Below are 14,251 nucleotides of genomic sequence, written 5' to 3' on the forward strand. Positions count from 1 at the left end.
CTTCCAAATAACCAGATTAATGGCCTTCAAATTCGCAAATGCTATAAACATCAAGATTCAATGCCGCTAAACGTTTCTCTCCACCAATTTCCGGTAGGTTGATAACGAACGCAGCGTGTTCAACAATACCGCCTAAACGACGAATCAATATCGTTGTCGCTTCAATGGTACCGCCAGTCGCAAGTAGGTCATCCACCATCAAAACTTTGTCGCCATCAGAAATCGCGTCAGTGTGAATTTCCAGTGTATCAGTGCCGTATTCTAGCTCGTAAGATTGACTGATGGTTGCACGAGGAAGCTTGCCTGGTTTCCGCACAGGAACAAACGCAACACCCAGCTCTAGAGCAAGAGGAGCACCGAATAGAAAGCCACGAGCTTCCGTACCTACAATTTTGGTGAATCCCATATCTTTATATTTTTCGACCAACAGCTGAATCGTTGCACGATAAGCTTGTGCATCTTCCATTAGGCTGGTTACGTCACGAAATAAGATGCCTTTCTTTGGGTAGTCAGGAATACTTTTGATACTAGATTTGATCAGTGAAATTGTTTCGGTCGTCATAATTCAACTTTCTTTCGATTGGCAAATTCACCCAAAAGTACGTTCATTTGGGCATATCAGCATTGATTACAGTGCAACAAATAGCACAACCTGTTGCGATAAAAAACAAAATGCCCACTTCATGAGTAGGCCAATGTAATTTTAGTGGGTTTCTTTATTATCAGCAACCGACTCTATCACAGGTAAACGGATAAACCACGCTAACAGGACAAACATGAATATCAACAGCGCGGCATTTAACCAAACGTGCGGAATGACCCAAATAGAGAACGAAAAGCTAAGCACTATCATTACCGTTCCTCTTTGTTTGACTTTCAATGTGACACCACGATGTTGGTGCCAATGGGTCAGTATTGGGCCGAGAGTTGGATGGCTGTGTAGCCATTGATGAAAACGGGGGCTGCTGCGCATAAAGCAGGCACTGGCAAGTAATATAAATGGAGTGGTCGGAAGAAGAGGAAGTAAAACGCCTAATAGGCCTAAAAATAAACTCAAGCCACCAACAATATTGAGGAAGATACGACGAATATTGATGGTGAACTCCAACAATAACTAAATAGATATGCTATGGAAAATAACGGCGCTTTAGAAAAACGGCGCTAAGAAACCCTAAAACACCGCGTAACCATTAAACACGCGAATCCAAGTCAAGATCATTGGAAGCAAGGGAATGGATAAGACGGCGATAAATCCGAGGAAGTAGAAGATATTATAAGGTTCTTGAAAGTCATTGTCTGCCATGATTTTACTACTCTAGTGTGAAGGTTATCTTTGTCGCTCTAGGTCATCGCAAAGTTGAAATTTTGCTAAATAAATGAGCGTTTTTTGTTGTTCGCGAACTATAACTGATCACAAAAGAGATAAACACCAACAAAAACTAGGGTTTTTGTTGGTGTTTTAACCACTTTGAATTGTTTTTCTTGAACAATACTTCACTTCTTTCGACTTGAAGTATTGTTCGGGCCTTATGCATTTGCTCCTTGATAAATATCTAGGGCAAAGCTGCTGATACCTAATTTACTTAAAGAAAGTTGGCACGCACTGTTGATGGCAAGATCAGAGGTCATAAAGTTTTTATTGCAGTTATCGCCCAACATCACGCCACCAGCGATGTGCTGAGAAGTGTACCCATTGGACCACTGTGCATCTAAACCTGCGGGCAGTATCGTGACCGAACCTTCTGCTAGGTCGGCAATACCAAATATGGCATTCACAGGGTTAGCACAGGTTGAGCAACTGATTCCTCTTTCAATAATCGTCCCAAGATCTTTTAAGTCAACATGACCACTCTTAATATTTCTCAAATAATCATGAAACAGCGCTCTTACCAGTAACGTCGTTGCCGCACCATGGGTTTCACTTGACGACGCATCAACTAGATAGAAAACAAATTGACCATCCATCAACCACGCATAGTCAAATACTAATGGCATGCTGTCTGTCGATTGGAGTAACCGATAGTTACACTTCCAGACACCTTGTGATGTGTCTTTTTCTGGCAGTAGTGCATGAAGAAGGTCTCTTGCTGCACTTGGGTTTTCTTGCAAGTATTCTAAATGCCAGTGCAGCTCCTGATCTTCTGGCACTTCGCCGCCATCGTCCACCTGAAACCACTGGGTCGCAAAGTCACGCATATCAGACAAGTGATCACTGCTGTCTTCGATAGTGCTTTCAATGGCGCTGCCCAAATGCTCAAAGTTGGTCATGGGTTTTGGCAAAAAGTCTTTGATGCCAAATTTAAGCGCTTTAGCGACATCCGCCATGTCGTCCGTTGCGGAAACCACAATCAGAGGTAACGATGGATACTCCAAGCTCACTTCTTCTGCGAACTCAATGCCATTTAAGACCGGCATGGATAAATCGCTAATAACGAGATCGGGTTCATCCGATCTGAGTTTTTTCAGTGCTTCTAAGCCATTTTCAGCTTCTACAACACCATAACCTTGACTCTCTAAATACCCACCCGCGATACGACGAAACACAGGGTCGTCATCAACGAGCAAAATTAACTTGTTATCTGGTGCCGAGTATGCCGAATGCACCGCAGCCGAACTGTGACTTTTGTACATAAGATTTAACCTCATCTATCCAAACTCACTAACGTTTCTATTACTATTATTATTATTTTTGTTAGCTATAAAACTTACTCTTAAAAATAGCCGCGAAAGTTAATTTATACAAATATTCCGTTTTTTAGCTCAGTTGCATACTATATGTACACATAGGCACATTTATCACGACTTATTGACGCGCCTCATATTTTAGCAACTAATAAACGTATAGATTGTAACGACATGTAAAATTCGTACCGGTAAGAATGAAAATAGACGACCTAAATCTCTTTAGACTTGTTGTCGAGAATGGGAGCTACACTGCAACTTCTCGAAAAACCCTAGTTCCGGTGGCAACCATTACTAGACGTATTCAAGCCTTGGAAGAATCCCTAAATCTTCGATTGCTGAACCGCCATGCGCGTAAACTTTCCTTAACCGAAGCAGGTGAACGTTTCTTCAATGAGTGTGGGCCGTTATTACAGCGACTCACCTCGATGACCGAAGAACTGTCCGATGAGTGCCGAGGGGCGGCTGGTAAGATAAAGCTTTCTGCGCCTTCTAACCTAACAAAGCGTTTGATGATGCCGATGTTAAACGCATTCATGAAACGATACCCAGACATCAATATCGAGTTGGCGATGAGCAACCATGCCGATGAGCTAGATCCAACCGAGTGGGACGTGATCTTTCGAGTCGGGCCACAACGAGACTCTAGCCTCATCGCGCGGAAAATTAGCGAAGTCAAAGATATATTGGTGGCTAGCCCTGAATACTTGGCGTCGGTACCAGAACCAAAACATGCGGAAGAGCTCAGTGATCATGCATTATTAAAGGGTCATCCGCTTATTCGTTGGCAGTTGTCTAACCTCTCTGGTGAAACGGTAGTTAATAATGAAAAAGGCCGTTTTAGTGCCAGTACTCTCAATATTGTCAGAACGGCCTGCTCTGACGGTTTAGGCATCACGCTTATGCCCGATGTGATGCTAAAAGAATATATTGAGAATGGTGAGTTGGTCAGGGTTCTCAGTGATTGGAGTGCCAACCCTAGAGATATCTATATGCTTTATAACCACAAAGCGCATCAGCCTGAAAAAGTACGCCTATTTATTGATTTTGTTATCGAGTACTCGCTACCAAAATAAAGCGATGAGCGATAGAAACGCACCAAAGAATAAAGATCAGAAATTAGGAAATACATAGGTAATGCATAGGTAATAAAAAAGCGAGAGTTCATGGCTCTCGCTTTTTCGTTCATGCATACGTGGCTTAGCCGAATTACAAGAACGATACGAATTTCGACAACTCTCTTTCTGGCACTTTCATTGGTGTGCAGCCCGGTGTTCCAAGATACAAAAAGCCAACAATTTCATCTTGTTCGCTAGCACCTAACGCTTTTCTCACCTCAGCGTCGAACATCCATTTCCCTGAACGCCAGAAGCCTTGAAAGCCTTGCGCTACTGCTGCCATTTGCATGGCATGAGCCGCACATCCTGCCGAGATCACTTGCTCTACCGCAGGGACTTTTTCATGAGGTGTAATTTTCGCAATCACGGTGATCACCATCGGTGCTCGAAAAGGCGCCTTCTTGGCTTTCTCTACCACCGCTTCCTCTCTACCCGCATTAATTGCCGACTGTTCTAATATCGCAGCAAGTTTGTTTAACCCCGTACCTTGTGCAATCACAAAATGCCAAGGGGTCAACGCGGCGTGATCTGGCGCTCGTAATCCAGCCTTAATAATATTCTCTAATGCTACCCCTTCAGGAGCCGGCGCTGACAACTTTGCTATCGAGCGACGATTGAGCAATAAATCAAGAGCATCCATTTTACGTCCTTCTATTTTCATCATTTTAGATAAGTTACGCTAATACGTTATTGATAATAGCTCTCAATAATGAAAAAGGCGAACACTAAATGTTCGCCTTTTTTATAGCAAAGCCCTGATATAACGAGGGATATAGAGGGTCACGGCCTAACACCGCTACCCCGTTCGAGACTACTCGGCGTTATCGCCTTGCGGTTCGTCTTGTGATTTTTTAGCGTCAGGGTAGAAGGATTCACCGATTTCTGCTCGGGTCAATAACCCATCACATGGCGCAAAACGATTCCCGTATCTTTCCGCATGTTGGTTAAGCATTTCCACTACCGTCTTAACGCCCAGTTTATCGATGTAACGGAACGGGCCACCAAGGAATGGCGGAAAGCCGATACCGAAAATCGCCCCAATATCGCCATCACGAGGGCTGCGAATAATGCCTTCATCTAAACAGCGAACCGCTTCATTGAGCATCAGTAAGGTACATCGGATAGCAATGTCTTTCTCGCTCGAACGAATGTCAGGATTCAATTTAAGCAATTTGTAAACCGACTTATCGACGTCCTTCTTCTTACCTTTATAGGAATAAAAGCCTTTATTACTCTTTCTTCCTTTACGGCCATCATTGAGTAGCGTGTCAAAGACATCTGGGCCCTGGAAACGTTCACCAAGCTCTGAGACTAAAATGGGCATAATTTTCGCGCCAATATCAATACCCACTTCATCCAACAAGGTAATCGGACCTACTGGGAAACCGAAATTAAGCAGCGCTTTATCTAAATGCTCAATCGGCTCTCCTGATAGCAACACCTCGGCGGCTTCATTCATGTACGGGGCAAGAATTCGATTCACATAAAAACCCGCACAGTCTTTAACGACAATCGGTGTTTTACCCTGTTTTTTCGCTAACGCGACGACCGTAGAGATCGTTTCGTCGCTGGTCGATTGATGTGGAATGACTTCCACCAATGGCATTTTTTCAACTGGGCTAAAGTAGTGTAAGCCAATCACATTTTGTGGGCGAAGCGCTTTCTCAGCAATTTTAGCGATCGGTAAAGAAGACGTGTTGGTCGCAAAAATAGTGCTCTCTTTCACGTAGCTTTCTACATCCGCAACCATTTGCTGTTTCAAATCAAGATCTTCAAAAACCGCTTCAATCACAACATCCATCGTATTAAAACGTGCGAAATCGATACCGCCTGAAATCTGCATCATTTTAGATTGCTGTTGAGCTTTAGAAATGATTCGGCGCTTGCGCTGCTTATCAAACAACTTATTGTTGTATCTCAGCGCGTTTAACACGCCATCATTAGACACATCTTTGATACGTACAGGCAATTTGGCTTTGGTGACGGTAACGTGACTGATCCCTGCCCCCATAAGACCGCCGCCCAATACCGCTACTTGATCGATACTTGCTGGCTCAGCACTGCTGCCGTGCTCTTTTTTCATTTCCGTTGTCGCAAAGAAAATCGAACGAAGCGCTTTAGACTCGTCAGTCATCACCAACTCACCAAAACGTTTCGCTTCTTGCTCTAACCCTTTTTTGATGCCCTTTTCTAAACCATAACGGATGACTTCCAAAATACTATCAACCGCTGGGTAATTGCCCCGTGTTTTCTGAGCGGTTTTCTTTGCCGCTTGCTCAAAAATCACCTTACGACCAAGCCCAGTATTAGACATCAACTTTTCTTTGGTCGACGATTTTTTCTTTTTATGTTTATTTTTGGATGCTTTCTCAAGCATGGACAAAGCCACATCAAATAAAATACTTTGCGGAACACAGGCATCCACCACACCCAGCTTTTTCGCTTTTTTAGCACGAAGCTGTTTGCCCGTTAGAATCATATCAAGCGAAGGCAGTAGCCCAATCAGTCTTGATAACCGCTGCGTACCGCCAGAACCTGGCAGCAAGCCCAGTTGCACTTCAGGTAAACCAAGGCGCGTTTTATCTGAATCAGTACACACACGGTAATCACATGCGAGTGCTAGCTCTAATCCACCGCCTAGACAAGGCCCATGAATAGCGGCAACAACAGGGTAAGGTAAATCGGATAACGCCTGAAACATCTCTTGCCCTTGCACTGCGAGCGCTTGGGCTTCTTGGGCTGTTTTGCATTCCGCTAACATGCGAATATCGGCACCCGCAATAAAGTTGTCGGGCTTATCGGAATGAATAATCACGCCCTTGAGTTCATCTTGATAAGATTCAAGTTCAACCAAAATATCTTTAATCTCGGAAACAAAGGCAGACTGAAGCGTGTTCATCTTCTCGCCCGGCACATCAATTGAAAGCCAAGCCACCTTATTGTCATCCACTTTCAAGTGGAACGCTTTAGACTGAGACATTATTCAACCTCCAAAATCATTGCTGCACCTAAGCCACCCGCTGCACACGCGGTATTAAGCGCCAATCCGCCGCCACGACGTTTCAATTCACGCAGTGTTTGAGTGATCATTCTTGCCCCCGTTGCTGCAAATGGGTGGCCGTACGCTAACGAACCGCCAAGTACGTTAAACTTATCCATATCAATCTCACCAATCGCTTTGCCTCGGCCTAAATGCTGCTGAGCAAAACTGTCACTGGCGAACATCTTCACATTAGAAAGCGCCTGTGCTGCAAACGCTTCGTGCATATCGATCAACGTGAGATCAGAAAGCTCAATGCCTGCCCTTGCAAGCGCGATAGGTGTGGCGAACGATGGACCCATGAGCATGTCTTTCTCAACGCCAATGGCAGAAAACGCATAGGAACGAATGTAACCCATGACTTCAAGGCCCAGCTCTTTTGCGCGGCCTTCTCTCATTAACATGACAGCAGCAGCACCATCAGTCAGAGGTGTACTGTTTGCTGCGGTCACCGAACCGTATTGACGATCAAACGCAGGACGTAACTTGGCGTACCCTTCTAAACTGGAATCTAAACGAATGTTGTTGTCTTTATCTATCCACTTTTTATACGGGTCAGGGAAGGCGGTCATGACCTCACCTGAAATCTTTCCTTCATCCCAAGCTTTTGCTGCAAGTGTGTGGGAACGGTGCGCTAACGCATCTTGATCTTCTCTTGAAATACCATGCGTTTTCGCCATCTGCTCGGCGGTTTGTCCCATAGAGATGCCCGTTGAGTACTCAGCAACGGCAGGCGGTACAGGAACCAGATCTTTGAGTGATAGGTTTTTAAGGATTTTAAGCTTTTGCCCAACGGTTTTGGTTTTGCTCAACGCAAGTAAGTTAGCGGCCAGTTTTTTCGACACACCAATCGGAAGAACCGATGAAGAATCTGCCCCCCCAGCAATACCAATATCGATAGTGCCAGAAACAATGCTCTCGGCCACATTGGCTGCCGATTGAAAACTCGTAGCGCACGCGCGGGTCACACTGTAAGCATCGGTATGAATGTTCATCCCAGTACCCAGCACTATCTCGCGAGCGATATTTGGGGCTTCAGGCATTTGAACGACCTGGCCAAACACCACCTGATCGATCAGTTCCGCAGGGACTTCGCTGCGTGCTAGTAGCTCATTGACCACCATTTTTCCGAGATCAACCGCAGGTACATGGCTAAATTCTGTACTTTGACGAGCGAAAGGGGTTCGAAGCCCCGCAACGATAGCAATACGTTCACCGGAACGTGTTTGCAGTATCTGCTTATTAATATTATTTGGCTTGCCCATTAGTTCTCCTTACATTCGCCATTCAAAACATTCTTCATTCAAAGATAGAGGTCAGACCTGATGCATTGTAACGAAATTGTTAACACAATCAAACAGACGTTTGAATAAACGTGAACTAAGCGATATTGAGGGAGCCACAAATGAGGGAGCATCATGGATAAGAAGTAGAACTGGTCATTAAATTTATCCGTTTTTACACGTTAAAAGTCGGAACAGTCTGATTAGTTTTTGGACGTTAGGGATGAGAACGGCCAGATACAGAGGGCTATTGCGTAATGGATGAAACAGTAAACGGGTTAGTTAATTGACTAGCCTATTGCGCAAACACTGACGTAGAACAATAAGAGCGTTAACCATGAAACAGGCACTTAAGAACATAAGCGAATGAATTAAAAGCAAAAAAAAACCACACAAAGTTGTGTGGTTGGAATGTATAAAGCAATCAACTTAACGCCAATTGAAAAATCAGTTTCCTGATTAGGAGAAAGTAAAGTCAGCCTTCAAAAGGAAGTGTCACCTTGCTCAACACACTAACTCATAGAGTTAGCTAGATGACAGGTTGTACTATAGCCACAATTAAGTATAAGATTTTGAAGTAGATCAATTTTATCTCATATTTCGTGCTCATGACCCCTGGATGGAGACTTATGTGTCAATAATCGAATTCTTTGGAAAGAAAAATCCAAAACGTACGGTCAACTCTGATATGGACAAACAAAGAAAATATGAAGCACTCGTACGTGCCTATCACCGTGACCTCTTTCGATATGGCTTTTGGCTATGCAAAGACAAAAGCATTGCAGAAGATCTGGTGCAAGAGACCTGCTTAAGAGCATGGAAATCACTCGATAGCTTACAAGATGAAAAAGCTGCGAAGTCATGGCTCATTACGATATTGAGGCGCGAGAATGCTCGCCGCTTTGAACGAAAGCAGTTCGATTTAGTCGACATCGATGATTACAGTAATGATGCCATCGTCAGCGATGATGCTCATCACCAATCTGAATGGGTACAAACATTGATCATGAAATTGGATGTCGAATATCGCGAACCACTCTTCTTACAGGTTGTCGGCGGATTTAGTGGTGAAGAGATAGGTTCCATTCTCGATCTCAATAAAAACACCGTAATGACACGACTGTTCAGAGCACGAAACCAATTAAAAGAGATGATGGAGTCATCACAATCTACAAGAGGGCAGCAAAATGGATGATTTAGAATTTCGCCGCCATGTCATGTCTGATCCTAAACAACGAGATCACGACATTATAGACGCGATAAATAGTAACGAAGCCAACGCTAAGTTTTTAGACGACGCTCTTGATCTAGACAGTAAGATTCTAAAGGCCATGAATGTTGATGTGCCTGAAGATCTCGCTGATAAAATTCTATTCAGCCAGCCAGATGAAGAACCTAATGTTATTCGGCCTAACTTTGTTAAGCGTTCAATGGCCATGGCGGCCTCTGTGGCTTTTGCCTTTGGCTTGTTAGCTGGGCAACTCAACTGGGGGAATCTGCTGGTTTCTCCTGCTCAGGCGAGCCTGGCTGAAACCGCAGTAAAACATGTCATTGATGAGCGTGATTTTATTTCACCACTTGATGAACGAGTTGGTCTATTTCAAATTAATGCTAAGATGCAGCCGTTTAAAATGAAGTTTGAAAGCGATTTTCCTTACCATGTTTACTATTTGAATCACTGTGGTTTTGGTGATTCCAACGCACTACACATGGTGTTTGAAGGTGAACATGGAAAAGTCACGCTGTTCATCACCAACATATCTCAAGCCGATCGTAAGGTCTTTGACCAAAAAGGCATGACGGGCGTTGTTGAACCTTTAGCCAACGCAAGCTTAATCGTGGTTGGAGAGGAAGGCGAAAACGTCGCTAAAATTGCCGAAAAACTTGCCTCGTCTGTGATATCTAGCCTATAAACCGTGCTTATTTCATACTAGGCTCTGATTGCATATCAGGGCCTTTTTTGAGCCTATTTTGTAGAGTCATAACTCTAAAAACAGCGTTTTATTCCCTTTTTCCTGCCAGATAGGCATCATTTCATTAATTTTCACTGCCAATTTAACGGTGGTCGGATTTGTTTGCTATATACTTGAGTCTAGGATCAGCCACCAACTGAGCATTTGCTCAAATATATCGCCCAACTAGAGGCGAATATTACAAAAAGGAAAAAGCAACTATGAACAACTCGCGTCTGTTTAAAAAATCGCTTCTCGCAGTGACTATTGCCTCAGCTTCTCTTGCCTCTGCGCAAGTAGTAGCAGCAGGTTTCCAACTTAACGCTCAATCAGCAACCGGTCTTGGCCGTGCATTCGCTGGTGACGCTGTTATTGCTGATAATGCATCAGTCATGGCACGTAACCCAGCTGCAATGGCATTGTTTGACTCTGTCGAATTGTCTCTGGGTTTCACATCCATTACCTCTCAAATTGAAGTGAAAGACGCAACTTACTGTGGTCCAACTTGCCAAGTTACTGGCGGGGCTATGGGCTCAGAAAGCGCCAACTACAGTGATGCTGGTGATACGTCACTTGTGCCAAATATTCATTTAATCGTTCCAGTAAATGATAAGTTTGCTTGGGGTATTAATGCTTATACTAACTTTGGTACAAAAACTGAATTTGATAGCACATATGCAGGCTATGAATATGGCGGTTTGACTGATGTTAAGAGCATGAACTTTGGTCTTGCTGGTTCTTACCGTTTAAACGAACAATGGAGCTTTGGTGCCGGCCTCGATCTAATCTATGGTCAAGGTAAGCTACAAAGAAGCTTTAGCCCTGCAATTGCAGGCGCATTAGGTACGGACAAAGCTCTAGATGTAGATGCTGACGGTTGGGCTGTTGGATTTAACCTAGGTACTGTTTATGAGTTGGACGAAAACAATCGTTTTGGTTTAGCTTATCACTACAGCCCTGAGTTAGAAGCAGATGGAGATGTGACATTTAAAGGTGTTAAGTATTCAGACGATACTTTGTTAATGCCACTACCTGATATGCTAGAGTTCTCTGGTTTCCATAAAATAACGGACACTAAATTTGCAGTTCACTATAGTGTTCAGTGGATCGGCTGGAGCGCATTTGATGTACTTAAAAGCGAAAAAGCTGGTGAGCTAAATCAGTATAAATGGCAAGATGGTATGCACTACTCACTGGGTGGTACTTATTTCTTGAATCAAGATTGGACAATACGTGCAGGCTACATGTATGACACGAGTGCGCAAGATCAGCTTACTTCGATTTCAGTACCAGATTCAGATCGCCAATGGTTCTCTGCTGGTTTCACATATCATATCGACACGGCATCAAACATAGACTTTGGTTTCACATATCTACTTGGTGATGATGTAAAAGTTTCTGAGTCTAACGCAAACCCATTCTTTGGTACTCAACACCAAACAGGTACAGCGGAAAACATCTCTAGTATTTCTGGTACAACCCACGCAAATGCTATCCTAGTCGGTCTTCAATATAGCCGTAGCTTCTAAGCTTTTTACTACTTAAGTAGTCGCTGTTTTTAAGATTGTTAAAGGGCTGGTTTTCCAGCCCTTTTGTTATTTTTCCTTCCTGTAAAACTCTAATCTTCTTCAAAAACCTTTCATTTCGCATCACAGCTGTTCGCTCAAAAAATGAAACAACCTCATAACATCTAGGCTTTTTAACTGCATAAGACCGACTTTAAAGATAATTAGTCTGAATACTCTAGTTTTACTCTTTTTTATTTTTAAAGTAATAACTCTAAACGTACCATTCAGCCACGATATTGATTCAACTCAGCGAACGGTACGATTAAATGGACTTCAACACTTCAAGAAAAACTCTCCTAGCTAGCGCAGTGGCCTTTGGTCTGCTTTCTACTTCTTCTGCCGTATTTTCCGCAGGCTTTCAGCTCGCCGAATACTCTGCAACTGGCCTTGGCCGCGCTTATGCAGGCGAAGCAGCCATGGCCGACAATGCCAGCGCTCAATGGCGTAATCCCGCGATGATGACGTATCTTTCTGGTACTCAGATTTCAGTAGGCGGTATCTATGTAAACCCGAATATTGATGTAGAAGGAAAAGTGACCCACGCTCACCCTGCACTGGGTCAAAGTCAGGCTTCTTCTAGCGACTTCGCTCACGATGCCATTATTCCAAACCTTTACATTTCTCACCGTTATAACGAGAAGTTCGCGATTGGCTTGGCGTTTGGTACTAACTACGGCATGGAAACAGACCTAGGTGACGATTTTAATGCATCGCACTTTGGTAACGAAGCAAGCGTGATTACCAAAGAAGCCAACCTAAACTTTGCTTATCAAGTCGTTGAGCAAGTGAGCATCGGCGGTGGCATTCGCTATGTCATGGGGGAAGGCAGTTTTGGCGCAACCGCCCCGGCTAAAAATGCCGTTGCTGTTAACCCAAGCACTCAAGCACCCATCTCGGTTCCCGCTGGCACCGCACTTAAATACATGGAAGGCGACGACACTTCTTGGGGCTGGCAAATCGGTACGGCCTGGCAAATCAACGATGATCACCGTATCGGGTTTGCGTATAAGTCGGAAGTTAAGCTTAAGCTAGAAGGCTATGCTGAAGGTATTGGCTTTGGTTTGGGGTCTCAAGCTGTGCCGATGACTCGTGATACGGGCTACATGAATCTCGCTCTACCCGCAACAGCTGAGTTAGCGAGCTTTCACCAAGTAAGCGAAACTGTCGCGATTCACGCAAGCTTTAACTGGACCGACTGGAGCTCTTTTGAAAAGCTTCAAGCCGAGCTAGACACGGTGGGTAGCCAAACCGTTAAAGTTGAAAACTGGGAAGATAACTACCGTTTCGCTATCGGCGCAACGTATCAAGTGGATCCTAAACTCGCATTGCGTACCGGTGTCGCCTACGACACGTCTGCGGTCAGCGACAAGAACCGCACGATCACCATTCCAGAAACAGACCGTACATGGTTAAGCGTTGGCGCTGGTTATCAGTGGTCGGAGCAACTGACATTAGACGCGGGTTTCACTTACATTATCGCTAAAGACGCCCCAATCACAGAATCTCGCGGTTATGAGTCGGATGATACCGCAGAAAAAGTGGGCGGGCAGTTTGTTGGCACAACGACAGGTAATGTTTGGCTAATCGGTGTGCAAGCGAACTACACGTTCTAAAGTTTGATAGAACAGCAACGATAAAACCAAAAGAGGTGACACTCATACTGTCACCTCTTTTTCTATTCACGTCTTATGTCATCATTTCTATATAAGCTAATTGAGATTAAATTCTTCATCGAGGTAATCATCGAGAAAATCCTCTTCATCTTCATCGTAATCATCTCGTTCAATTTCGGCTCTAAAATCTTGATTCTGTAAATAGATTTCTTTGCTCAGCGCATATGGATCAGGTGAATCATAGAGCATGGATTCTTGCGATACTAAACGAGCACGAGACTCCATTCCTTCTAGCGCCCACTTGCTAAGCCCTGCCCAGATGTTGAGATAAGAGAGTGGCGCGTACAAACTGTCAACGACATCTGTCGCTTCACGAACGGTCCAAGGGCCATAAGCAGGTACCATCACATAAGGCCCGTTACCTACGTCGTAGTGACCGACAGCATCACTGAACACTTTTTCGCCGTGCCTGATAATTCCTGCTTCAGACGCAATATCAATGACGCCAAGCAGACCCAACGTTGAATTCAACCAAAAACGATTAAAGTGATCTAAGGCTTTTTCACCGTTCCCCATTATGAGGTTATTGACCACGCTAGACGGTTCATCCAAATTAGAAAGAAAGTTCGCAATGCCCTTTCGAATCGGCGAAGGGACATAATTGACATAAGCCAATGAGGTTGGGCGAACCAGGTAAGGATCGAGATAATCGAAGTTAAGCGCCCACATAGTGCGGTTGAAGCTTTCAAACGGATCACCTTCGTTTCCCGATTGGCTGGATACAGAGCTTTGAGAAGAGTTGCCGTTTTCAGGGCTATTCGCCAAAGCAGCATTGCCCGTCGTGGAATGATTTGGCGCTGAATAACCACGTGCTGCATCGTCTGATGCGGAATCATCAGGTGAAGAAGCACAGCCCGTCAATAAAACAGACAGCAACATGAGCTTAATTGAACGCACTCGGTTTAATTCCATTTACCTTTTCCATGAAGTAAAGC

Annotated in this window: 12 protein-coding genes; 5 read left to right on the forward strand and 7 right to left on the reverse strand. The window is 44.2% G+C overall.

Annotated elements, in window-relative coordinates; genetic code table 11:
- Nucleotides 1-16 precede the first annotated feature (16 nt).
- From apt to A1QO_RS15535, 3 genes are all read right to left on the reverse strand, one after another.
- Nucleotides 17-562: an adenine phosphoribosyltransferase gene (gene apt / locus A1QO_RS15525; RefSeq protein WP_017035227.1), complete on the reverse strand. Its 546-nt coding sequence runs from the start codon at nt 560-562 to the stop codon at nt 17-19.
- 141 nt (nt 563-703) lie between these two features.
- Entirely contained in the window at nt 704-1,111 is a 408-nt protein-coding gene (locus tag A1QO_RS15530) for a YbaN family protein (RefSeq protein WP_017035226.1), read from the reverse strand.
- Nucleotides 1,112-1,527: 416 nt separating this feature from the next.
- A complete protein-coding gene (locus A1QO_RS15535; RefSeq protein ID WP_017035224.1) occupies nt 1,528-2,631 on the reverse strand; it encodes a response regulator in 1,104 nt (367 codons plus the stop codon).
- Between the two features lie 248 nt (nt 2,632-2,879).
- Here A1QO_RS15535 and A1QO_RS15540 point away from each other — a divergent pair, with 248 nt between their 5' ends.
- Complete coding sequence (locus tag A1QO_RS15540; RefSeq protein ID WP_017035223.1) at nt 2,880-3,758, forward strand: LysR family transcriptional regulator; 879 nt, start codon at nt 2,880-2,882, stop codon at nt 3,756-3,758.
- A 133-nt stretch (nt 3,759-3,891) separates the two neighbouring features.
- Here the strand turns inward: A1QO_RS15540 and A1QO_RS15545 are convergent, their stop codons facing one another.
- From A1QO_RS15545 to fadI, 3 genes are all read right to left on the reverse strand, one after another.
- A complete protein-coding gene (locus A1QO_RS15545; protein ID WP_017035222.1) occupies nt 3,892-4,440 on the reverse strand; it encodes an NAD(P)H nitroreductase in 549 nt (182 codons plus the stop codon).
- 171 nt (nt 4,441-4,611) lie between these two features.
- Complete coding sequence (fadJ, locus tag A1QO_RS15550; RefSeq protein ID WP_017040421.1) at nt 4,612-6,780, reverse strand: fatty acid oxidation complex subunit alpha FadJ; 2,169 nt, start codon at nt 6,778-6,780, stop codon at nt 4,612-4,614.
- Entirely contained in the window at nt 6,780-8,105 is a 1,326-nt protein-coding gene (gene fadI / locus A1QO_RS15555) for an acetyl-CoA C-acyltransferase FadI (protein ID WP_017035220.1), read from the reverse strand. Before fadI ends, fadJ begins: the two co-directional genes overlap by 1 nt.
- A 637-nt stretch (nt 8,106-8,742) precedes the next feature.
- On the opposite strand from fadI, the gene A1QO_RS15560 reads away from it, so the two are divergent.
- The 4 genes from A1QO_RS15560 to A1QO_RS15575 all read left to right on the forward strand — a co-directional run bounded on the left by A1QO_RS15560 (nt 8,743) and on the right by A1QO_RS15575 (nt 13,256).
- Nucleotides 8,743-9,318, forward strand: a complete 576-nt coding sequence (locus A1QO_RS15560; RefSeq protein ID WP_139152169.1) for a sigma-70 family RNA polymerase sigma factor — start codon at nt 8,743-8,745, stop codon at nt 9,316-9,318.
- Nucleotides 9,311-10,036, forward strand: a complete 726-nt coding sequence (locus A1QO_RS15565; protein WP_017040420.1) for a DUF3379 domain-containing protein — start codon at nt 9,311-9,313, stop codon at nt 10,034-10,036. The genes A1QO_RS15560 and A1QO_RS15565 overlap by 8 nt, the downstream gene beginning before the upstream one ends.
- A gap of 260 nt (nt 10,037-10,296) precedes the next feature.
- Nucleotides 10,297-11,604 carry an outer membrane protein transport protein gene (locus A1QO_RS15570; RefSeq protein WP_017040419.1) on the forward strand — a complete coding sequence of 436 codons (1,308 nt, stop codon included), beginning with the start codon at nt 10,297-10,299 and terminating at the stop codon, nt 11,602-11,604.
- Between the two features lie 305 nt (nt 11,605-11,909).
- A complete protein-coding gene (locus A1QO_RS15575; RefSeq protein WP_017040418.1) occupies nt 11,910-13,256 on the forward strand; it encodes an outer membrane protein transport protein in 1,347 nt (448 codons plus the stop codon).
- Nucleotides 13,257-13,352: 96 nt separating this feature from the next.
- Here A1QO_RS15575 and A1QO_RS15580 read toward each other — a convergent pair whose 3' ends face one another.
- Nucleotides 13,353-14,228: an MlaA family lipoprotein gene (locus tag A1QO_RS15580; RefSeq protein ID WP_017040417.1), complete on the reverse strand. Its 876-nt coding sequence runs from the start codon at nt 14,226-14,228 to the stop codon at nt 13,353-13,355.
- Nucleotides 14,229-14,251: the final 23 nt, after the last annotated feature.

Source organism: Vibrio genomosp. F10 str. ZF-129, assembly GCF_000287055.2.
Lineage (GTDB): Bacteria > Pseudomonadota > Gammaproteobacteria > Enterobacterales > Vibrionaceae > Vibrio.